Below are 22,763 nucleotides of genomic sequence, written 5' to 3'. Positions count from 1 at the left end.
TATTTTTCGATTTTTTTATGACCTTTAAACAAATTTTTGATTCTTACTCGCCAATTAACTCTAACGCTTTATCTAAAACTGCTTTGCCATCAACACGGCCATATGCCATTGGATCGATAACATCTAGCGGTATTCCAACTTCTTCAGCTGTAACTGCAAATTTCTTCTTCATAAAACGCATTTGTGGTCCAATCAAAAGGACATCCGCACGTTTCATTTCACTTGGTGCTTTATCTTGTGCTACTGCCCAAATCTCAGTTTCAATTCCTCTTGTTTTTGCTTCTTCCTCCATCTTTGTAACCAAGAGGCTAGTAGACATACCTGCTGAACATGCTAGTAGTATTCTTTTCATCTTTATGTCCTCCTTTAAAAGGTAAGTTATTTTGTTCTTAAACTTATTATATTTTACAAGCGCTTTCATCACCACATATTGTTTTTCCGCATCAAAACGGAAATGGTTAATATTACTGCTCCAACACAACATTTCCTTAAGTCGGAATTACCATCAACTGCCGTAAAGTTCTAGTCTTACTCGCTACGTCAGCAAATGCTTTCCCTTTCCACGGGCACGGCCTCAGCTAACTTAGTAAAGCAAAGAACGCTTTACTAAGTGGATCTTCGGCTCGCGCTATTCCCGTAGGAGTGTCAAGCATTTGCTTCCTTTGCTAGTGGATCTAATTTTAAGCGTAAGACACAAAATCAATCGAAACATTTTCAAGAGACTAATGATTAATGTGTTTATTTGTAGTTCATAAAATGTGTAAAGACAAAACTAGCGGATCAAGTGAAATGGGCGACACTCCTGCAGGAACAGCGAATGTTTTTGATGGGATGAGTAATCGCAATCCCACGGGCTGAAGATCCACTCGGAAGCGTACTTTCTTCCGAGTTAGCTGAAGCCGTGCCTGCGGAAAGGGAGTCCATTTCGCTTGAGGAGCGGGGCATAAATTCTATTGTATTGCAATTTATATAAAGAATGTTACGTCGCAGTTTCTCTAAAGTTCGTAGGATGAATCGATAGGAGTACGAAGTCAACTTCAGCTTTAGATTGTGAGACTTCTTAGTTTATTTGCCAATTTCACTATGTGAAGATTGAGTAAATAGCAAAAAAAGCACCTCCTCTGAGCGTGCTTTTTCATAATATAATAGCTAATATAATTGGTAATGTAACAATACTAAGTAAGGTGCTAATTAAAGTAGCGCTGGAAACAAAGTCTGGTTTTGCATTGAATTGTACCGCGTACATTGTCGTATTCGCTGCAGTTGGCATTGCAGCCATCAATATCATTATTTGCTTCACAACATCATCTACAGGCATAAATAGTGTAATAACATATGCAATTAGTGGTGCAATAGCTAATCGAATGACTAACGCGACTGACAATTTCCCTACTTCTAATTTTTTTAATGAAATGGTAGCCAGTTGCATTCCCAAGACAATCATGATAATTGGAATTGCTGCAGCTGCAACCATATCAACTACAGTTTCAACTTGAGCTGGGATTGTCAGATGTAATGTATTTAAAGCCATACCTAATAAAGATCCATATACAATCGGCACTTTAATGACTTCTTTTAAAGGAGATAATTCTCGCTCCCCTTGACTTCCTTGTGCCGCAACATAAATACCGATCGTACACATAATTAACTGTTGTAGTACCATTAAAATAACAGCATAATGAAAGCCTTCCTGGCCAAAGACCAGTAATACTAACGGCGTACCATAATTACCATTATTCATAAATGAACTAGCTAAAATAAAACCACTAGTATTTTGTTTATCCCACTTTTTAAAATAACCAATAAGATAACATATTGAAATACACGCTACACAAAGTACAAGCAAGTATATACTTAAATATAAATAATCGATGTTGATCGGATTTTGATAAAAAGTCTGAAATGCTAAAAAGGGAGATAAAATATATATTGCCATCGTTGAGATGGACTTTACTTCCATTTTTAATAACTTCATTCCAATAAATCCAAGTCCAAAAACACCGAAAATAGGAAGTAAAACGCTGAAAAATCCCATCTAAATCACCAAACCTACTGTATTTTTTTCCATTTTGCTTTGCGAATCATTTGATTAATAATTTCCGAAAAAACTAGACCAATGGCAATAGCACCAGATATTAAAAATGCCTTTGCTGCTAGTTGTATTGCCATATTGTAATCATTCACCACAAAATTTCGCATGGCATCATAAGCTAAACCACCAGGTACCAATGGTATTATTCCAGATACTGTAAATATAATGATTGGAGTCTTATAAAACTTTGCACATAATTGACTTAACACAGCAACTAAGATAGAAGCTGCAACAGTTGCTACGACTGCATCAATACCATTAACTGTACATATTGTATAAACAAACCAACCTAACATACCCACTAACCCACATTGTATTAACCTGTTTTTCGGTGCATTAAAAATGACAGAAAAAGCTGCGGCCGCTATAAAACTAGTTACTAACTGCTCAATAATCATAGCGATCCCTTCTTTCTTTTCATTCTTAAACGATTAAGAAGACAACAGCGACACCAGCACCTATTGCAAAGGCCGTTAAAAATGCCTCTGCACTTTTCGATAAACCAGAAACCAAGTGACCTGCCATTAAATCACGAACCGCATTTGTAATTAATAAACCAGGTACCATTGGCATCACAGATCCAATAATAATTTTGTCTAATTCTATTCCGAACTCCATATAGATAAAGAAGTAGGAGAAGAATCCGATTAATAAGGATGCTAAAAACTCCGCAAAAAAGCGAATCTCAACAACACGATGAAAATAAATCATTGCTGAAAAACCAGTTCCTCCTACAATAAGTGCCGGTATAAAATCAATCCATTGTCCATTAAACATAATCGTAAAGCAACCACTAGCGAGAGCAGCCGCTACTATTTGCAGGTAAATTGGATAGGCGTGTGTCTGTTTCTCAATCACTTTTAACGCTGCACCAGCCTCTTCTAAGGAAAGCGCACCATTTGAGATATTTCGTGAAATACTATTAACTAGTGTAACTTTATTCAAATCTGTTGATCTTTCTACAATACGGACAAAATTTGTCGGTTCTGTTTCACTTATTGAAAACATTATACCTGTAGGTGTTACATGACTCTGGGAATTATCGATGCCAAAAGCAACTGCTATCCGCATCATTGTATCTTCTACACGATAGGTTTCGGCACCACCTTGTAGCATTAATTTCCCCGCCAGCAAACATACCTTTGTTATTTCTTTATTATGCATTTTATCTTCGCTCCACTTTTCATCCATTTATTATTATTCTTTACCATAAGGTAGGATATGATAAATCGTGATGAGGATTGTTCCTAATAAAGCCATCCAACCCATGTAAAAGTACATTGTATTCCCACCTGCTGACTCGATTAATGTACCACCACCAAGTGAACCAACAATACCAGAAAACCCAAAAAACACAGCCATAAAAAATAAGTGTCCTGTCGATTGTAATGCTTGTGGAATGAGTCTTGTTACATACTGAAAAGCCGCTAAGTAAAAAACACCAAATGACAAGCCGTGCATAAATTGCAACGCTACTACAAGAACTGGGCTATCGACTATCGCAAATAAAAACCAACGAAGTGTATAGAGTAATCCAGCCCCAATAATAAAAATAAGCGGATGGTATTTTCGAAACCAACGAGCAGCAAAAGCAAAAACTAACGCTTCACTAGCTACTCCAACGAACCAGGAAATACCAATCAAGCTCTCACTTCCACCCAACTGTGCAATGAATATACCAATATAACTATCATTTGCACGGTGTGTAATTGTAATCAAGAGAACAAGTCCTAAAAAAATAATGAATGGATAATTTTGTATAAGTCTTTTTAAATCCCGAAATTGAATTGGAGGAACTTTCACCCTAACATCTTTTAATTTGAAACAAACTAAAAGTGCCAATCCGCCCATAAATAAATACGGAGCTAGAAGGTATTTAATTCCGATCACTTCCAGCAATTCTCCAACTAATAAAGACGATGTTGCAAACCCAATGGAACCCCATGTTCGAATTGAACCAAATGAAATTCTAAGTGCATCTGCTCGTCTTTGGGAGAGACTATCAGCTAAAGCCCCAACTGGTGCAGTAAAAAAATAAAAAACGCCCGCTAATACTAATAATAATGGCAGTGTGGTCATTTGAAAGAAAATAGAACTACTTATTAATAGACCAACTAAACAGATTAATAACATTCGTTTTACGGTTTGATATTTGTCACTCATATAACCCCAAAATGGTTGGGAAAAAATAGAAACGGTCGGACCAACAGCTAACACCCAACCAATTTGTCTACCATCTAATCCTTTATATTGAAGTAATAAAGGTAAAAAACTAATGATCATTGTATTTGCACCATGAAAGCTAAACAATAACATCTTTAATGGTACAAGTGAATCCTCTTTAGCCATAAACCTCACTCCCTATCGAATTAGTTCCCATTTTGGATCTACTACTCTTTATTCTCTACCCTAGTTTACTATTATACGAGTAAATACTTTAGATGGAAAGGTAAATGAAAACATTAAGAAGAAGCCATTCAAATGAATGACTTCTCACTTCTGGACATTTTTAAAATTTGCACCTTTTTGTTATCCCTCTGATTTTGAAAACTTAAAGGTTGCCAATACAATAAACACAATACTTATTATGGACACTACAATAATTTCTTGTGAGAACGTTATGACATGGTTAAAGACTGTTAAATCTAAACCCATTGCCTCTCTAAGTGCCGGTTCCATTTTTTCTGGTTCAAGTATAATTTTTTTGAACATATCTACAGAATAGGTTAATGGATTAATTTTAACAATGAAATCCATCCACCCCGGCATCCCACTCAAAGGGAACAATGCACCTGATAAAAAGAGCATGGGGAAGATTAAAATTTGAACAACCATTTGAAATCCTTGTGATGTCTTTAAAGAACTAGCAATTAATAGGCCAATTGACGAAATTGCAAATGCCACTAAAAACATAACCGGTATAAGTTGCAATACCATGGATAAGGTTATAGATACACCAATAAACGGAACAAAAAGCAGCATCATTAGTCCTTGAAATACAGCTACCGTACTCCCGCCAAGCACCTTGCCTATTGCAATCGTAACACGTGACATTGGTGAAACAAGTATTTCACGCATATAGCCGAACTCCTTATCTTGAACAACAGATAAGGAAGAAAAAATTGCAGTATTAAACACAGTCATCTCGATGATACCAGGAAACATGAATTCAACGAAATCAAAGTCTGCTAGTGGACCAGATGCATTTCCTTCCAGCATCGATGACAACGCTCCACTCATCCCGCTACCAAATAATATTAAAAACATGAAAGGCATTGCAAATGAACCGATCAATTGTGCTTTATCTCTAAAGAATTTAATAACATCCCTTTGCCAGATTGCTAAGATACCTTCCATTCTAACGTGGCCCCCTCATATTCTTTTTCATTAATTCTTTTTGTGAAACAGATTCTTCTCTTATTTCTCTGCCAGTTAAATTTAAAAACACATCATTTAATGTTGGACGTCTCAGATTTACTGTAGTAATCGGAATAGAAAAATTTCTAACAAACTCTACTAAAAAAGCACTCACATCTTCGACTTGAAAACTTAATTTCCCTTCACCACTTTCTGTTACGTCAGTTTGATAGGTTTCTGTAATTAACCTTTTAGCTTTCCCATTATCAGCAGTAGATACTTCGATAATATCCCCACCAACGTTAGTTTTGAGTTGTTCTGGCGTATCAAGTGCTATTAATTGTCCGCCATCCATGACTGCCACACGATCACAAATTTCAGCTTCATCCATGTAATGCGTTGTTAAGAAAATGGTAATCCCTTGTATTTCTTTCAGTTTTAAAATGTATTCCCAAATATGATTCCGTGTCTGTGGGTCAAGTCCAACTGTTGGCTCATCAAGAAATAAGACGCGTGGGTAATGCAGTAGCCCTCTAGCAATCTCTAATCGACGTTTCATTCCACCAGAAAAAGTTTCAACAATATTAGGACGTTTGTCCTCTAAGTCTACAATTTTCACTACTTCTTTAATACGTTCTTCTCGTAATTTCTTCGGTACATTATAAAATTTACAATGCAACATTAAATTTTCATTTGCAGTTAATTTTTCATCTAAAGTTGACTCCTGAAAAATGAGGCCAATACTTTCTCGCACCTTATTTTTTTCCTTTACATTATCAAATCCATTAATTTTTGCTACACCTTCTGACGGCTTAGTAATAGTAGATAGCATATTAATTGTCGTACTTTTACCAGCACCATTTGGCCCAAGAAAACCAAATATTTCACCTTCAGCTACTTGTAAATCGAGGCCTTTAACTGCTTCAAAATCTTTGTATCGCTTTTTCAATCCTTTAACTTCAACAATATTACCCACTATTCAATCACCCTTTCTCGTTTGATTCACTCGTCTCCATCAGTTTTTTAAGTATATTAAGACCTGCTAGTATCGTTGCAAAATCTTCGTCCGTGACATCATCTACTAAATGCGCAAAAAAGCCTGTCATAGCTTTATGATGCTCATCAAATATTTCTGTCATCTGTTCTGTTGCTTTTACATATACAACGCGCTTATCAGTTTTGCTTCGATTTCGACTGATATAGTCTCTTTTTTCTAATCTATCTAAAATGCTTGATACCGTGCTATTCGCTAAACTCATTCTTTTACTAATTTCGCTGACTTTCAACCGCTTTTCTTCTGCTAGCATAAAGATAATCATCATTTGTGGTGGTGTAATAGGTTGATCTTTAAATACCTTACGCAAGCGGTGATTTAAACCTGCATTAATTTCACGAATTAGTGTAGCGATCTCTGTACCATGTTGTTCAGTTACCATCTGTTTACCAGCCTCATTAAATAAATTAATATTCGTATTCTAATATTTCGCATACGAAGTATTATAACATAAATAAATGTAAAACGTACGATAATCCTATATATATTTATAGACAAAAACTAGCGTATCAAATGAAATTGACGAGACCCTTGTAGGAAAAACGCGAGCTGAATTTCCAACGGTTTGAACTTCTAGCAAATAAAAAACAGGATTAGCATTTGCCGGTCCTGTTAAAAATCTTTATTTACCTATAAATAACTGTGTCCAATACGATCCGTTTTCTGCGTATCCTACTCCAATATGGGTAACCTTTTCATTTAATATATTCTTACGATGGCCAGGACTATTCATCCAACCTGTAACAACTTCCTCTGGTGACTTCTGACCTGAAGCAATATTTTCAGCAGCTGTTGTATAATCGACTTCAAATTGTTGCAACATTTCAAATGGCGAACCATAAGTTGGTGAAGTATGTGAAAAATAATTATTTGTTGCCATATCTTCTGATTTCTTTTGAGCCACATTTTCCACTGCATTATCAATTTCTAATTTTGCTAATCCATTTTTTTCACGTTCTTTGTTCGTTAAATTAGTCACTTCTGTTTGAAATTGGCTAGAGGATTGATTGGTTGCTTCATCTTGTTCCGTTTCTTCCGGAGTAGTTCGTATTCCTTCGTCTGTTGCCTGTTCTGGTTCTGTTGTAAAGATATTTTGCTCTTTTCCTGGAATAGGAAACTTAGGTGTACGTGTAGAGTGACGATCACTATCTCTAGACGTTTCATCTCCGCCACCAAAGCTGATTTGATCTGTTGTCATATCCGTATTTTCTGCTGGATTGCGCTCAATCTGTTCTGCCTGTTGATTTCCACAACCAGCCAAAATCACAAAACAAATTAATGTACTACCTATCATATAATTTAGCTTGTTTTTCACTTTCATCCCTCCTGGTCATACTATTTGCTGAATATCACCTTCTTATTCAGTCAAAAGTACTTTAACCAAGATGATGTAAAAATAACGCTAGAAACATACCTAGAGTTGTAATAAATCCAACAATTGGTCCTCCTTCTTTATAAGCTTCTGGCATCATTGTCGAAGCTACCATTGCAATTATCGCTCCTCCAGCGAAAGCACTCGTGATCGCTTTAACACTATCTGAAGCAGCTAAAAGCAAGACCCCTGCACCAGAACTAATAGCAGAAAACCCAACAACGAAAAGCCAGAGAATGAAAATTCTCTTTTTACTATACCCACTTTTCTGCAGGCTTACTGTACTTGATAATCCCTCTGGAATGTTACTTATAAAAATCGAAACAACTAATGCGGCACTAACCTTATCCCCATTTGCAATACTCATGCCAATCATTGCTGATTCTGGTAATGTATCCATAATTGTACCAATGAACATACCCAAACCCGAACTTGATTGATCTGTACCGAATGCTTCCGGCTGTTGATCCGGTTTTGTTTCTTTGCGTCTTTGACCACCGCGATGGGAAACTAAGATGTCTAGTATTGTAAAGATAAGTGCACCACCCAAGAAGCCAATTGCTATTTCGGTAAAGCCACTTATTTCAAGTGCGTCTTCTAATAATTCATAGCTTGTTGCTCCAATAAGTGCTCCTGTCCCAAGTGCCATAATAAATCCAATCAATCGCCTTGGAATAGAAAAATATAATGACATACAAGCACCTAGTAAAGTAGCAGAAGCGGCAAGAGTTCCCCAAAATACTGCGTTGCCCATTTAATCACCTCTATAGATAAAGAAAAACTTCGCAATAAACAATGCGAAGTTTGATTCATTCTTTTCTATAATTAATTTGCACAATCGGAGCAAAACTATTCTTAGGTCTCCACTTCATAATTTTACTTATGGCTTACGAAGTGCTCTTCTTTCTGCATAAGGAACACATTTATAACAAACTTGTACCTTTTTACCTTGGTCATCAAGATATGTTTGAGGTTGGGACGCTTTTTGACCACAAATATAACAACGTTTTGGTGCAAATAGACCTTTTAACCAATTCACATCAAAAACCCCCTTTTTATGATTATAAAATAAAAGAAACAATAAATTCAAAGAAAAAGGTTACCTTTCTTCTACTATTGTGGCGAAACCTTTCGGTAAGAAACTGGAGAAGCCAAAACGGTTGACGTGTTAATCGTTCCGTAGGGCATTAAACTATCTATTAGTAAGCGCATCCGTTCCATATTAGAAACTGCAGCCTTTAAAAAGTAACTGACATCTCCTGTTACACGATGACATTCAATAATATCATGTTTTTGTTGAACGAGAGATTCAAATTCACTTGGAGAAACTTTTAACGCACTAACCTGAATAATCAGTAATATTTCTCTTCCTACTCCAGGCAAAGAAACTCTCGCACTAAATCCTTCTATTATATCTTTCTCCTGCAAACGATGTAATCTTTCTGTCACACTTGGTCGACTTAATGCCAATTTTTTTGATAAATCACTAATCGATAACCTTCCATCTTCCTGTAAAAAATCTAATATTTGTAGATCAAGCTTATCCATTAGCACCACCCCTTTACAAAATGCATATTATACAAGCAATATAACTACTAATTCATATTATATTTATAATTTTATCTTCATTTTTGTATATTTATTTCTTTAATATTATTCTAACATAAAATATAGAAGGTATTTATTATTAACGAAGGGGTTAAAATATGAAAAGAATAATGAACATTATTTTTGGTATTATTATTGTTAGTGTTGGTGTACTCACACTGAAGCATGCAACTATTATTACAGGTGGCACTGCAGGATTAGCCTTAAATCTCTCTTATCTCATATTACATCCATTCTCTTTAATCTTCTTTTTAGTAAATATTCCATTTTATCTCTTTTCCTTTATTCGAATGGGGTGGCGATTCACTCTGACTACCATTCTCTCCGTGAGTTTCCTCTCCATCTTAACAAGTTTCGATCTACTATTGCCAACGATTACGTTACCTATTTGGTTTGGAGCAGTACTTGGAGGAACTTTTATAGGTTTAGGTTTATCTCTTTTATTTGCTAACGGATCGTCTCTAGGAGGCGCAAATATTTTAGCACTATTTTTACACAAGCGTTATAACTTTAATCCAGGTACAACTAATTTTTTATTTGATCTTATTGTCGTAATGACCGGTATATATACAGTTGGTTTCATTCGAGTGCTTGCATCAATCATTTCGATTGCAATGACTTCTTTTATTATTAGCTACTTCAAAAGTAGAATTGCTGAAAAAAATGCAAATATGATAAAGGTCAAAAAGACTGTTAAACTACAAACACAGAAAATACCTACACATTAATAGGTATTTTCTGTGTTTTTTATATAGTAATACTTGATACCATGGCATTTTTCGCTCTTGCCCTTCGATATATTCAGAGCATTAACGTTCCTAATCTTAAAACGGCAGTCTTACGGACGGTCTCACCGAAATAAAGTAATTTACTTATTTTGCTTCTTTGACTATAATTTAATGGTATGATTTTACTATAGGATAGTGAAGGGATGACTTTATAAGTTGAAGAAGAACACGATAATTACACTTGCGATCATATTTATATTAGCTATTGTTGGAATTGTGATACTAGATCAAATCCGAACACCTAAATTAGCAATTGAGGAGTTAGAACGAATTAACTATCAAGATACCTTCTCACAAGAAACTGATGATTATCTTGTGTATTTTTGGCAAAATAGTTGTGTTTATTGTGAAGAGGTAGAACCCGAAGTAATAGACTTTATCCAAAATAAAGAAACCGCTTTACTTCTTGTTGATATGCAAGATGCAAATAACCAGAGCTCTTGGTATGATTGGGAAAGTCACCATGAAGAATATGATATTAAAATCGGGGAAGTAAAAGAAAATGGGGAAGAGCAACTTAGTGAAGATGTTTTGCTTGAAGACTATACAGAAGATACAGATATTCTCTGGGAAATCAAGGTGAATGAAGATGATGAAATTATTATCACACACAACACCCCATACGCTAGCACAGAACCTGCGACAGCCGATGATATCGAGATTACTGGTACACCAACAATGATTCAAGTTAAAAATGGAGAATTTGTTGCCTATGCAAATGGATTGGAAGAAGTAAGAGCTCTATTAGAAGCAAACAAATAAGAGGGGGATATTCCCCTCTTATTTTTATATCCTTATACATATATCCACTTTTGTTTTAGTGCTTTTAACACAGCGTTTGTTCGGTCCGGCACCTCGAGTTTTCTCAGGATAGAACTAACATAATTTTTGACTGTTTTATCAGATAAATATAAGTGTGTTGCAATATCTATATTATTATAACCTTTAGATAATAATTGTAGTACTTCCCATTCTCTATTAGAAAGTAACCCAATTGGTTGGCTTGGTACTTTTGTTTGAATTCGTACGTAATCTGCCAACAAAAGACGAGAAAGCGCAGGATGGACATACTTCTTATCTTTTTGAACAAGTTCAATTGCTTCTATTAATTCTCTTTCTTCCATTCCATTATAGAAATAACCGTCCAAATTTTTTGTGAACAATTCATTTAATTTCTTACACTCTTTATCAGCAACCCAAATAATCACCTTTTTATTAGCTTGCTTATAAATTTCAATTATCTCTTTATGAGAGAGGTCTATCTCTAAGTCTAAAATGATCATATCGCTAAGTTCATTTGTAATTAAATCATCAGAGTAACTCGAGCCATCACTGACACGTATTACTGATTCTTGAAATCTCCGATTAAGCAATTGAACAATACCCTCTCTTAATAACGAGGGTTTTTTAACAAATAATATTTTCATTTTTATCACCTTTAAGTAAATTTAATTCATTTATGTATTTGCTTACAAGTTGTTATAGTAAGTTAAAAAAGGAAGAGAAAACTTGCTTAATCTGTCGTATTTTCTTTATTTAACTAAAAATTAATCCGTACTAAATATAAAAGTATATTTTATAATTTTTAATGATGATTAAAATCAGTAAATTGTGGTATATATGTACTATACCTTTTGTCACCCCCTAAAAGTTTAAAACCATTTTTATTACGTTCTTGTATATAATCTTGCTTTCAGTATTATTTTACCTAAATCAATAGTAATGATTTAAATCAATATAGTCAACTTTATTTTGATAAAAATCACTAATTTTACTAATAATTGTTTATGATTGATACAAATTCCCTATCTTTGTATTAGTATTAAAGTAACGAAATTGAACGGAGGGCTCTACGAAGATGCATACAATAGGGTTACGCATAAAACACTTACGAACCGAAAAAGGCGATTCAATGACAACATTAGGAAAGGCAATTGGTACAGACTCAGCCAATATAAGTAATTGGGAAAATGATAAACGAATACCCGGAGGAAAATTCATTATAGCTTTAAGTGAATATTTTAAAATTACAGCTGATTGGTTATTAAAAGGAAAAATAGGTGAGGAAACAAATTTTATCGAGCCTTCGCTTTTTATATCTAAAAAAAATGAATTGCATTCACATTTTTCTAGTTTAGCTTCAGAAGATCAACACTTTATCCAAGCCTTTGTTAGTTTTTACAGCAATTATAAAAACCGCGAACAAGGGATAACAACAGAATTTTATCAAGAGCTTCCATTACTTAAAAACAAACTAACAGGATCTTTATTATATGCTAATGATAATTTGCTTAAGTATATACCGATACCAAAACAACTCGCAAATGAAGGTGATTTTCTAATAATTGCTCCTGAAACTAAGGGTATTAAACAAGGGATTCAAACTGGAGATATCATTATTATCAAGAAAAAATACAAGGTTCAAAACGGACAACTAGTAATGGCTACGACTACTGATGGGGCCGTTAATCTGTATACTATTAAGAAAAACCAACAAATGATTCAATTAATAGCATTTGACCAGACAAAAGAAAGTGCTAATTCCAGTACAGAAGGCATTCAAATCCATGGTGTTGTTACAGGGGTATATAAATCAGAAGGTATATCGCTAGTCTAATTATACTATGTTGGTTTAGTACATAAAAAACTACAAACAAAAGCACTAACTACTCAAGAGTTGAATAGTTAGTGCTTTTATTTTGCCAATTCATTACAAGTCTTTACGGATTCTAGTAATCACTAAAAATCACTAGTTTTTCCACATAACACTATGTGTACCTCAAAAACTCATAACCATGACTTCCCCATGACATGCACTTTGTATCTATTTAGTAAATTCACTATAGCATGGAAGCAATCATTAACCTAGAATGTTGTTAGATTTTCTTACGTGAATTTTTAAATCCAGAGAATTCTTACAAAGGTCCACTTTGTCAATCTTGGAATAATTTCTTCTCTTTCCACTTCCCAAAACGATAATACATAAATGCAAATATACTGCTTAATACAAAACTTAGTCCCATTCCAATTGCAATACCCTTTTCTCCTATCGTTTCAGATAATAAATATGTTAATGGATAACGAAATAACCAAAAAGATATTACATTTAGAATTAGTACTTGATACATTGCACCAGCAGCTCGAACAATCCCATTTAACACAAAATTAACACCAAGAAAAGGATAAAAGAATGCCACAATCATCAGGAATTCAGAACCAAATCGGACTGCTTCTGGCTCTTGAATAAATAATTGAATGACTATACTAGCTGTCAGTAAAATAACTGACATGATGACTCCCATGATTATAAAGTTATAGATCAGCCCATATTTTGCGATTTGTCGCACTCTCTCCCATTTCTGCACACCAATATTTTGACCTGCCATACTATTCATGGCAGTCCCTAAAGCTTGAGCAGGGAGAATAAATAAGCTATCCAGACGTTGAGCTGCACTAAATCCAGCGACGACAGATTCACCATGCGATGTGACTACGCTAATAATAGCAGCTGATCCCGCAGAAATAACTGCCATCTGTAAACCTGAAGGAATTCCTAATTTCAAAATTAATTTCACTTCTGTTGCTTTTGGTAGGAATGGGAACACAAATGGTGCAAGATTACGTCTAAAGACAAAAATAATCCCATACAAAAATGCCACACCTTGTGATAAAATCGTAGCATATGCAGCACCTGTTACACCCCAATCTAATCCTGAAATGAAAAGGGGATCCAAAATAACATTTAAAATTACGGCTATGATAACAAATCTCAAAGGGGTCCGACTATCACCAAGCGCACGAAGCACTGTCCCAATAAAGTTATATCCTACTAGAAAGAAAATACCTAATGAATTAATACGGAGATAGGTAACTGCATCGTTGTGCATCGATGTAGGAGTTCCTAGTAAATTTACAATCCCTTCGGATGCTAAAAAACCAATAGAACCTAATAAAATCCCTAAAATACTTAACGTAACGACAAATGCATTAAGATAAACTTTTAAACCCTCTTCGTTCTCTTTAGCTTTTTGTTGAGAAAGAACCGTTAATGTTGTATTGTTTATACCTATAATGAAGGAAAGTAGTACGAAAATAATTGTACTAGATACAGCAATAGCACCCAGCGCATTACCTCCAAGTAAATTCCCCACCCATAAACTATCCGTAAATTGATAAGAAACTTGTAGTAGATTTGTCACCATAATTGGTGTTGAAAATACGAGAAGTTGCTTTATAATATTTCCTTCTGTGAAATCTTGCTGTTTTCTCATCAATTTAACTCCTTTGCTGTTCCTACTTGAATCTATTTATTGTATCATCTTTATTTTTAAAAAAGTAAAGATGTGCTTCCTTTTATCTCCAATGAATTAGAAACAAATTAAAAAGCTTCCTAACAATTTTCGTTAAGAAGCCTTTCAGTAGTATAGTATTCTCTAAAATAACTGTCTATTGTAGCTTTTATTATTCCAGTCCCTATCGAAAGTGCAGCTTCATCCAACATAAAATCTGATGCATGAAGTGAATGCTTCGTCTCTTCTGATTGAGCACATCCAAGAAAAAACATTGCACCGGGGATTTCTTTCGTGAAATGTCCGAAGTCTTCTCCACCCATACCGTATGGCGCATGGCTTATTTCCATACCAGGAAACAGCGACAATCCTGCATTTTCAATCATATCTATTAATTGATCATTATTATCTAATACTGGTTCGCCACTTTCTATTTCAAATTGATAATCCCCTTCAAAAGAGTAGACCAACTGAGCTACTTGGTCAATTTCTTTAATAAGTTGCTTTCTTACTTTATCTGAATAAGATCGAATAGTTCCGATAATTTTCACCGTATCTGGAATAATATTTGGATTTTGACCCCCACTTACTTTCCCTACGCTTATTGTTCCCACTTCTAATGGATCTATTTTCCTACTAATTACGCCATAAAGGCCCTGGAGGACAAATCCTAGCATCCAGATTGGATCTTTACTTTCATGTGGATAGCCACCATGTCCTCCCTTTCCCATAATAGTCAGACAAAAATTATCAACATTCGCCATACTTGCACCCTTATTAACTTGAATTGATCCAGTACGTTGCCAAGGACACATGTGTAAAGCTAAAAATGCATCTACTTGCTTCGTTAGACCAGCTTCTATAAAGTAAGGTGCGCCCGTTTTACCATCTATATCAGTATCCTCTTCCGCCGGTTGAAATATGAGCTTTACCGTTCCTCGAAAGTTTTCTGTTTGATAATCAGAAGCAACTAATACTGCTACACCTAATAGAATTGCCATATGGGCATCATGACCACAGGCATGCATGACACCTGGGTATGCAGAAGTATATGGGAGATCATTTTGCTCTGTGATTGGAAGTGCATCCATATCAGCCCGAATACCAATTACTGGACCACTTCCCTTCGTAATAGTTGCTATAATGCCATGTTTAGCAATTCCTCTTTCAATGGTAAATACGTTCAATGACTCTAACACTTCTACAATATAATCACTCGTTTGTGATTCTTGAAAACTCAATTCTGGATATTGATGAAAGTGACGTCTCCATTTAATTAACTGTTCTTCTAGTGCATAAGCCTGGTCCTTAATTAGATCCAATTGTTGTCTCATATGCACGACACCTCCTATCACGTAGTTGCAAAAAGCTTTTCTGGCAACAAGTGAAAAGCTTGCTCTAAATCATCTAGCAAATCTTCAATATCCTCTATACCAGCTGAATAACGAATCAATCCTTCTGGTATTCCCATGGCCGCTCTTTCCTCTGGAGTACATTCAACATGACTGGTCGTTCTTGAAGGACCTACCACTGTTTCAACAGCTCCTAAGTTCGCAGCTCGATTCGCATATTTCAACTTGGGTAACAAGTGACGAACTGTATCCACACCACCTTTTACAGCAAAACTTAACATACCACCATATTGTTTCATTTGTTCTGTTGCAATGGAATGACCAGGATGACTCTCTAATCCTGGGTAATATACCGCTTCAACAATATTTACTGTTTGTAAATATTTAGCCACCGCTAACGCGTTTTTACATTGTTTATCGACACGAAGCTTCAGTGTTTTCATTCCTCGGAGTAACAAGTATGCAGCCATTGGATCCAATGTTGCTCCATTAATTTCTCGATAATGATAAATCGCTTCAACTAATTCCTCAGATCCACAAACAGAGCCTCCTAGTGCATCCGCGTGTCCTCCTAAATATTTTGTTGCACTATGAATTACCAAGTCAGCACCTAATGCTAATGGGTTCTGATTAATCGGTGTTGCGAAGGTATTATCAACAATTACAACAGCTCCTGCCGCTTTTCCAACCTTCGCCATCCGTTTTATATCTGTTATTTTCACTGTCGGATTCGTAGGTGTTTCTAAATATAGTACGTTGCATCCTTTGGCAACTTCTTGCTCAATAGCCTCATGGTCGCCTGTATCACAAAGAACAACGTCAATATTCAATTTAGGTAAGAATTCTGTAAATATTTTATTTGTTCCACCATACGTGTCCTTAATTGATATAATCCGATCACCTGGTGAAAGTAATGTACCTAATGTGTTACTAATTGCTGCCATTCCAGTTGAAAAACTAGTAGCAGCTTTTGCTCCCTCAAGGTCTTTTATTTTTGCTTCAAATGCTTGCACAGTTGGATTCGTATTACGACCATATATATGACCTTCTTTCTTCCCGATTGCTACATCATACCATTCATCCATATCATCATAACCGAAAGATACACTATGAACTACTGGTACTTGTGTTGCTCCAAAAGCTAATGAATCTTTTTCTCCTGCCCATATTGCACGCGTTCCTATTTTTGCCTGTTTCATTATTATTCCCTCCAATAAAAGCTGATTAACTAATTATTCCTGATTGCTGTGTTCGTGGAAATGGATCTTGAACAATTAATTCTCTTGGATAATTTGCTAATGTTTCACATCCATTTTCCGTGATACGTACGGATTCACTTATTTCAATACCGTGTTGATCAAACCATAAAGCTGGAATAAAGTGAAAAGTCATATTTGGCTGCAAAATCGTAGTATCTCCTTTTCGAAGACTAGCGGTGTGTTCTCCCCAATCAGGCGGATAATTTAGTCCAACTGAATAGCCAATTCTCGCTTCTTTTTTAAAGCCGTATTTTTTAATCGACTTTCGCCAAACTTCTTCTACTTCACCACAAGTCATTCCTGGTTTCATCGCCTGAAGAACTTTATCCATTCCTTCCAAGACAACGGATTCTAAGTTTTGTAATTTACTAGTTGGTTTCCCTATAGATACAGTGCGTGCTAATGGAGAATGATATCGTTTATAACAACCAGCTAATTCAACAATTACAGCTTCTCCCTCAATATATTTACGATCTGACCATGTCAAATGAGGATTACCTGTATTCTCTCCTGAAGGAAGTAAAGGAACAATCGAAGGATAGTCACCACCATATTCCTCTGTACCACTAATCATGTTGTAGTACATCGTGGCGGCTGCATCACATTCTCTAACACCCGTACGAATCATTTCTGTACCCCTGAACATCGCTTGTTCAGCAATCTTTGCTGCTCTTTTCATATAGTGAATCTCCTGATCCGATTTAACCATTCGAACATAGTTGACAATCAAATCACCATCTTTAAATATTGCATTGGGTAAACCGCGTTTCAAACTATCATATGCCTTTGCTGAGAAATAATAATGATCCATCTCTACACCAATATTGCGATTACCTTGCCCGATTTGCGTCAATACTTCTGCAATATAATCCATTGGGTGATAGTTAGTCGAATTTACATAATAATCAGGATATGCCATCACATTTTCATCATAAAGCCATGTTGTAGCTTTCACTCCATTTGCATCCATATATCGTCCAATCCAAATTGGCTGTGCTTCATCAATAATAATAATTAGCATTTGATGCACATAAAAAGACCATGCATCATACCCCGTTAAATAGTACATATTAGCTGGATCAGAAATTAATAGGACATCAATTCCGCTTTCAGACATTTTTTGTTTTGTTTCTCTTATCCGATTTTGATACTCGATCAAATCAAAAGCTAGCATGTGCATTCCCCTTCCTGAATTAATAGAATATCTACTAATTCAAGTATTATTATCAGAATATTTATATATTTCTTTCTATTGTAAGGTTTGATCACATTTTATGTAATGTCCAAAATGTATGAAGTGATTTTTTTCTTTCCTACACATTTGCTAGGTGTGAGCACAAGCAATAATAATTTAATTCAACTTTCGAAGACTGAAAAGAGCAGATAAGACTTGGTCTAACTAGAAAATCACACAATACAAAATTTAAGTTGACTTCCCTTCCGTTTCACCTTAAGAACTTGATAGAAACTGCGACATAACATGCCGCTTTGGAAATATACTTCGCTTTCCGTGGGCACGGCTTCAGCTAACTTAGTAAAGCAAAAAACGCTTTACTAAGTGGATCTTCAGCCCGCGCTGTTCCCACAGGAGTCTACGTATATTTCCAAAGCTAGATATATGTTCTTTCGTGAGTTAAAAATTACAATTATGAAGGAAAGACAATCCCTTTATTGTTAGTTTAATAACGTACACTTTAGCAATAAACAAGCTTATCAATTGTTTTGTTTTAAATTATAATGTGAACCTCAAAAACTAGTGAAAGAAGTAAGTGGTTGAGAGTCCTGTGGGATTGCGATTACTAACCCAATCGAACGCATGTGCTGCACCTACAGGACAAGGAATGCATCTAGGAGTTCATCCATTTGCTTGAGAAGCGGGTCAGGGGATTCTGTTAGGTCGCTGTTGATGGTAATTCAGATGCAAGTAACGTTAGTCAGAGTCTGTGCATGTTTAGTTATATTACAGTCCTTTAGAAAGTAGCTTCTTTTAAAGACCCCATCAAGCAATATATCAGCTGTTAAATCACTTCTCTTGACCAAACCAAATAACCGAACTACAGTTGAGATCTACTATAGTTCGGTTATTTGATTGACTTATTTTACTTTTGTCTCTTTATTGATTATCATTTTTCACTTGTTGCAGTTTCCAAATACGAACACTTAGTTCCAGTAAAAATGCATCGTCTGAATCAACTAAAGATAATTTTGTTAATGTTTCAATATTACGTAGACGATGTAATAATGATTGCCGATGTAAATTTAGGGCTCGGGCCGTTTGACTGACGTTTCCTTTATATTGATTATATGTTGAAAAAGTGTGGACAAGATCTGTCTGACGTTTTTGATCATAAATTAATAAATTATTTAAAGTCTGTTTCACAATATCCTTAACTTCTGGTTGATCAGATAAAGCCATTAACAATCGATCCACCTTCGTATCCTCATACATCGTTCGATTTCCGTAACCACCCTGTTCAATACCAATTTCAAGCGCAATTTTGGCTTTCCGATACGCATCTGAGAAGGAATAATCATCAATTTCTGGAGCTGCAATACCCCATGATATTACAATACCTTTCAACAACTCGCTTACACGACGTTCTACTTTATCTAAAAATTGATTAGCTATCTCCATATAAGCTTCTGGTGTTGCTTCTAAAAAGATGATTACTTTTCCAGCATCAAATGTCGTCATCGTTTTCACTGAAAATAATTCTCCAGCGTAAGTAATCTCCTTTTGAATGGCATAGTTTTGACTTTGTAAAGAAGAATTCTCTGATCGATCATTATCATATTGTTTAATAGCTTCACGATAATATAAATCTCCGACTAGACAAATATAATAGTACGTTAGGTCATATCCAAGTAAATCTGCTTTAGCAATTAAGTGATTGTCTTTGGCTACTTTCTGTTGCGCTAATTGTAAAACAAAATTATCTTTGAGTCGTACTTCAGTTAATTCAATTGCATTTTCTTTAACAAAGTATAAAGCGCATGCCGTTAATGCATGTTCTAATACATTCATTACAAACCACGAAAGTTGTTTTTTTTGTGTTGATTGCACCAATAAATACCCTTGTATCTTATGATTATTAATGACAGGGAGATAATAAATTGTTTGTTCCTTAACCTGATACGCTTCTAATAAATAATATAATGGATGTTCTCCCACTGATAAATCACTTTTACTAGTTTTTTCTTTATACTTTAATTCTGTTTGAAAAGGTGTTAACCACTCATTAGAAAAACTCCTGTTTGCTCGGATAGAAAACTGGTTATCACTAATAGCAAGTGGTAAGTGTACATATTTATATAAAACCTGCGCTATATCCTGTAATCCCTTGTCATTCAATACACAATTGACCAATTGCTGACGAACGATTTCCGCCTCTTCTCTTTCGTCTTGTTTATCCGCAGTAATTTTCTGCATAATATTTGCTACAATATCACCAAACCGAACTTCCCAGGGTATATCAATTAAAATTAAATGTGACTGATTTGCTATTTGCAATAGATTACTAGGTATATCAAATACATATCTACCCGTGGCAAAGGCTAAAACGGAAGCACCAGATTGAATAATGTCTTTAACAAATGTTTCTAAAGCTTCCGGATCATTTTTGCACCCAATACCTGTCGTTAGTACAAATTCATTTTTACGTACAAAATTCTCAACTGGCGACTCTATGACAGATACCCACTCAATATTATTTGTTACGAGATTAGTTTCTCCTGCTTTTATTGTTGAAGATTCAAAGATTGAAAGTTCCAATATTTCTTGTGCCAATAACCCCATTAACTTCACCCCACAAAAAGGAATAAGATGATCAGACGCTATTCTATCGCATCTTAATCATCTTAGTTACTGTTATTTTAACACCCCTTCATTTTACCAAATATTCAGATAATTAAAATTAAATTTATCCGTTAATTTTAATCTTTTTGAATTCCAAAGCGAGCATTGATTTCCCCTCTTAGCAATTCTTTTCGGCCTTTACGTTCATCTTTACGTTTCTTTTTCAGCATCTCTTGTCTAATTTCGTAAGTTTGTACGCCTTCTTCTCTTTTATTAGCAATATCGATTAGTTGTTCAACATCCGCAAATGAATATTTACGATTACCTTTCGGAGAACGATCAGGAAAAATCAATTTCCTTTCTTCATAATACCGAATTTGTCGTTCGGTTAAGCCGGTTAGTTCACTTACGACGCCAATCGTGATTACTTTCCTCTCCTTATATGAAGGATTGTCAATCATAATTTTCACCGCCAAACTTCTTTTGTGTTTGTATTTTAGTTATTTCTTCTATTATACACAGTTTAATCGGTTATCTATATAGTTATGTCATATTATCTAACAAACAACAGGTAAAATAAACTTCCAATCAGAGAAATCATCTATAGTAAGACCACCATTGTATATTTTTTGACATAAATCACATTATAAAAAGTATAAAAAAGGAGCTCATACGATGGAGACTTTGAAAGATGTATTTTTAGTATTGGGACGGATTATTACAATTTTGCCTTTATTACTTGGTGTTACTATTTTCATGGGGAAACGGGCTATTGGAGAGTTACCTGTGTTTGACTTTTTAATTGTGCTAACACTTGGATCAGTGGTTGGCGCAGATATTGCAGATCCGAGTGTAAAGCATTTCCCAACCGCTGTAGCTATTATGGGCATCGGTCTGCTTGAAAGATTTGTAGCGCATATTAAATTAACTAATCGAAAGATAGGCCGAGCATTGACCTTTGAGCCAACCATTGTCATTAAAGATGGACAATTTTTAAGAAAGAATATGAAAAAAATACGCTATTCTATTGATAATATTCTTCTAATGTTACGACAAAATGATGTTTTCTATACAGAAGATGTTGAACTTGGAATCATTGAAGCAAACGGTAAACTGAGTGTTTTTAGAAAAGCTGAAAAGGACACACCAAACCGTGAAGATTTCGGTATTTTAAAACAAACCGATAGTATTTCACTTCCTATTATAATTGACGGCAAGTTGTATAAGTCTGTTCTAACTAGTTTACAAGTTGATGAAGCTTGGTTAATTGAAAAGCTAGAAAGACAAGGTATAAATCAGATTGAAGATGCTTTCTTTGCTTCCTTAACAGAAAACCTTTCACTTTATGTCACGATGAATTGCACTGATTTAGAGGTACCTCCGCTATATCACTAATAGCATGTAATTAGACTCGTACTGTCTTACTGATTTTGGTATAGTGTAAGGGAAGGAGGCGTCACTCAAATGGAAATATCTATTACGCAACCAGCGGTAAAATGGTTTATAAATGAAATGGAATTAGAAACAGGAGATACGATTCGCTTTTTCGCTCGTTATGGCGGGCATGGGGGAATACACAAAGGATTTTCACTAGGAATATCTACTAATGCTGAAGCGAATAATCCAATTATGCAAATTGAAGAACAGGGAATTACTTTCTTTGTTGAAAAATCAGATGCTTGGTATTTCGACAATATGAATTTTCATATTAAATATTCACGTAAACTTGATGAAGTTGATTTTTTAATAGAGTAGTATGTTGAGCGGCTCGTTTCATAAAAACGGCCGCTTATTTC

The 22,763-nt window shown here is 35.1% G+C and carries 24 protein-coding genes; 5 read left to right on the top strand and 19 right to left on the bottom strand.

The window, feature by feature from the left end:
- Window positions 1–43: 43 nt before the first annotated feature.
- From D2K62_RS05640 to D2K62_RS05590, 12 genes are all read right to left on the bottom strand, one after another.
- The gene (locus D2K62_RS05640) at window positions 44–352 is read right to left on the bottom strand and encodes a PTS sugar transporter subunit IIB (protein ID WP_112182359.1); all 309 of its coding nucleotides are present in this window, start codon (window positions 350–352) and stop codon (window positions 44–46) included.
- A 783-nt stretch (window positions 353–1,135) separates the two neighbouring features.
- Complete coding sequence (locus tag D2K62_RS05635; protein ID WP_112182782.1) at window positions 1,136–2,035, bottom strand: AEC family transporter; 900 nt, start codon at window positions 2,033–2,035, stop codon at window positions 1,136–1,138.
- A gap of 14 nt (window positions 2,036–2,049) precedes the next feature.
- Window positions 2,050–2,490: a threonine/serine exporter family protein gene (locus D2K62_RS05630; RefSeq protein WP_112182360.1), complete on the bottom strand. Its 441-nt coding sequence runs from the start codon at window positions 2,488–2,490 to the stop codon at window positions 2,050–2,052.
- A 25-nt stretch (window positions 2,491–2,515) separates the two neighbouring features.
- Complete coding sequence (locus D2K62_RS05625; protein WP_112182361.1) at window positions 2,516–3,283, bottom strand: threonine/serine exporter family protein; 768 nt, start codon at window positions 3,281–3,283, stop codon at window positions 2,516–2,518.
- 6 nt (window positions 3,284–3,289) lie between these two features.
- The gene (locus D2K62_RS05620) at window positions 3,290–4,441 is read right to left on the bottom strand and encodes an MFS transporter (protein WP_112182362.1); all 1,152 of its coding nucleotides are present in this window, start codon (window positions 4,439–4,441) and stop codon (window positions 3,290–3,292) included.
- Between the two features lie 180 nt (window positions 4,442–4,621).
- Window positions 4,622–5,449, bottom strand: a complete 828-nt coding sequence (locus D2K62_RS05615) for an ABC transporter permease (protein WP_117161067.1) — start codon at window positions 5,447–5,449, stop codon at window positions 4,622–4,624.
- Between the two features lies 1 nt (window position 5,450).
- Window positions 5,451–6,425 carry an ATP-binding cassette domain-containing protein gene (locus tag D2K62_RS05610; protein ID WP_117161066.1) on the bottom strand — a complete coding sequence of 325 codons (975 nt, stop codon included), beginning with the start codon at window positions 6,423–6,425 and terminating at the stop codon, window positions 5,451–5,453.
- Between the two features lie 7 nt (window positions 6,426–6,432).
- Window positions 6,433–6,885 carry a MarR family winged helix-turn-helix transcriptional regulator gene (locus tag D2K62_RS05605; protein ID WP_112182365.1) on the bottom strand — a complete coding sequence of 151 codons (453 nt, stop codon included), beginning with the start codon at window positions 6,883–6,885 and terminating at the stop codon, window positions 6,433–6,435.
- 240 nt (window positions 6,886–7,125) lie between these two features.
- Window positions 7,126–7,818: a CAP domain-containing protein gene (locus D2K62_RS05600; protein ID WP_232824069.1), complete on the bottom strand. Its 693-nt coding sequence runs from the start codon at window positions 7,816–7,818 to the stop codon at window positions 7,126–7,128.
- A 61-nt stretch (window positions 7,819–7,879) separates the two neighbouring features.
- On the bottom strand, window positions 7,880–8,629 hold the full coding sequence (locus D2K62_RS05595) for a ZIP family metal transporter (RefSeq protein ID WP_112182367.1): 750 nt from the start codon (window positions 8,627–8,629) through the stop codon (window positions 7,880–7,882).
- A 126-nt stretch (window positions 8,630–8,755) separates the two neighbouring features.
- Window positions 8,756–8,914: a hypothetical protein gene (locus D2K62_RS18885; protein WP_198663124.1), complete on the bottom strand. Its 159-nt coding sequence runs from the start codon at window positions 8,912–8,914 to the stop codon at window positions 8,756–8,758.
- Between the two features lie 74 nt (window positions 8,915–8,988).
- Complete coding sequence (locus D2K62_RS05590; RefSeq protein WP_112182368.1) at window positions 8,989–9,423, bottom strand: Lrp/AsnC family transcriptional regulator; 435 nt, start codon at window positions 9,421–9,423, stop codon at window positions 8,989–8,991.
- Between the two features lie 158 nt (window positions 9,424–9,581).
- On the opposite strand from D2K62_RS05590, the gene D2K62_RS05585 reads away from it, so the two are divergent.
- Window positions 9,582–10,211 carry a YitT family protein gene (locus D2K62_RS05585; protein ID WP_112182369.1) on the top strand — a complete coding sequence of 210 codons (630 nt, stop codon included), beginning with the start codon at window positions 9,582–9,584 and terminating at the stop codon, window positions 10,209–10,211.
- 216 nt (window positions 10,212–10,427) lie between these two features.
- Window positions 10,428–11,033 carry a hypothetical protein gene (locus D2K62_RS05580; RefSeq protein ID WP_117161065.1) on the top strand — a complete coding sequence of 202 codons (606 nt, stop codon included), beginning with the start codon at window positions 10,428–10,430 and terminating at the stop codon, window positions 11,031–11,033.
- Window positions 11,034–11,065: 32 nt separating this feature from the next.
- Here D2K62_RS05580 and D2K62_RS05575 read toward each other — a convergent pair whose 3' ends face one another.
- Window positions 11,066–11,698 carry a response regulator transcription factor gene (locus D2K62_RS05575; protein ID WP_112182371.1) on the bottom strand — a complete coding sequence of 211 codons (633 nt, stop codon included), beginning with the start codon at window positions 11,696–11,698 and terminating at the stop codon, window positions 11,066–11,068.
- Window positions 11,699–12,129: 431 nt separating this feature from the next.
- Here D2K62_RS05575 and D2K62_RS05570 point away from each other — a divergent pair, with 431 nt between their 5' ends.
- Window positions 12,130–12,888: an XRE family transcriptional regulator gene (locus D2K62_RS05570; protein WP_112182372.1), complete on the top strand. Its 759-nt coding sequence runs from the start codon at window positions 12,130–12,132 to the stop codon at window positions 12,886–12,888.
- Between the two features lie 316 nt (window positions 12,889–13,204).
- Here the strand turns inward: D2K62_RS05570 and D2K62_RS05565 are convergent, their stop codons facing one another.
- From D2K62_RS05565 to D2K62_RS05540, 6 genes are all read right to left on the bottom strand, one after another.
- Window positions 13,205–14,542, bottom strand: coding sequence for an MATE family efflux transporter (locus D2K62_RS05565; RefSeq protein ID WP_112182373.1), 1,338 nt, complete (start codon window positions 14,540–14,542; stop codon window positions 13,205–13,207).
- Between the two features lie 119 nt (window positions 14,543–14,661).
- A complete protein-coding gene (locus tag D2K62_RS05560; RefSeq protein WP_117161064.1) occupies window positions 14,662–15,894 on the bottom strand; it encodes a M20 metallopeptidase family protein in 1,233 nt (410 codons plus the stop codon).
- A 17-nt stretch (window positions 15,895–15,911) separates the two neighbouring features.
- Window positions 15,912–17,111 carry a cystathionine gamma-synthase family protein gene (locus tag D2K62_RS05555; RefSeq protein ID WP_198663125.1) on the bottom strand — a complete coding sequence of 400 codons (1,200 nt, stop codon included), beginning with the start codon at window positions 17,109–17,111 and terminating at the stop codon, window positions 15,912–15,914.
- Window positions 17,112–17,136: 25 nt separating this feature from the next.
- On the bottom strand, window positions 17,137–18,345 hold the full coding sequence (locus D2K62_RS05550) for a M24 family metallopeptidase (protein ID WP_112182375.1): 1,209 nt from the start codon (window positions 18,343–18,345) through the stop codon (window positions 17,137–17,139).
- A 939-nt stretch (window positions 18,346–19,284) separates the two neighbouring features.
- Window positions 19,285–20,967, bottom strand: coding sequence for a PucR family transcriptional regulator (locus D2K62_RS05545; protein ID WP_117161063.1), 1,683 nt, complete (start codon window positions 20,965–20,967; stop codon window positions 19,285–19,287).
- Between the two features lie 137 nt (window positions 20,968–21,104).
- On the bottom strand, window positions 21,105–21,428 hold the full coding sequence (locus D2K62_RS05540) for a MerR family transcriptional regulator (RefSeq protein WP_112182377.1): 324 nt from the start codon (window positions 21,426–21,428) through the stop codon (window positions 21,105–21,107).
- A 214-nt stretch (window positions 21,429–21,642) separates the two neighbouring features.
- Here D2K62_RS05540 and D2K62_RS05535 point away from each other — a divergent pair, with 214 nt between their 5' ends.
- Window positions 21,643–22,362 (top strand): DUF421 domain-containing protein, encoded by a 720-nt coding sequence (locus tag D2K62_RS05535; RefSeq protein WP_112182378.1) that lies wholly within the window; start codon window positions 21,643–21,645, stop codon window positions 22,360–22,362.
- A 69-nt stretch (window positions 22,363–22,431) separates the two neighbouring features.
- Window positions 22,432–22,722, top strand: coding sequence for a HesB/YadR/YfhF family protein (locus D2K62_RS05530; protein ID WP_112182379.1), 291 nt, complete (start codon window positions 22,432–22,434; stop codon window positions 22,720–22,722).
- The last annotated feature ends 41 nt before the right edge of the window (window positions 22,723–22,763 follow it).

The sequence above is a fragment of the Paraliobacillus sp. X-1268 genome, assembly GCF_003426095.1.
GTDB classification, from domain to species: domain Bacteria; phylum Bacillota; class Bacilli; order Bacillales; family Amphibacillaceae; genus Paraliobacillus_A; species Paraliobacillus_A zengyii.
The sequence above is the reverse complement of the archived record's forward strand: the minus strand, read 5'-3'. Positions and strand labels throughout refer to the sequence as shown.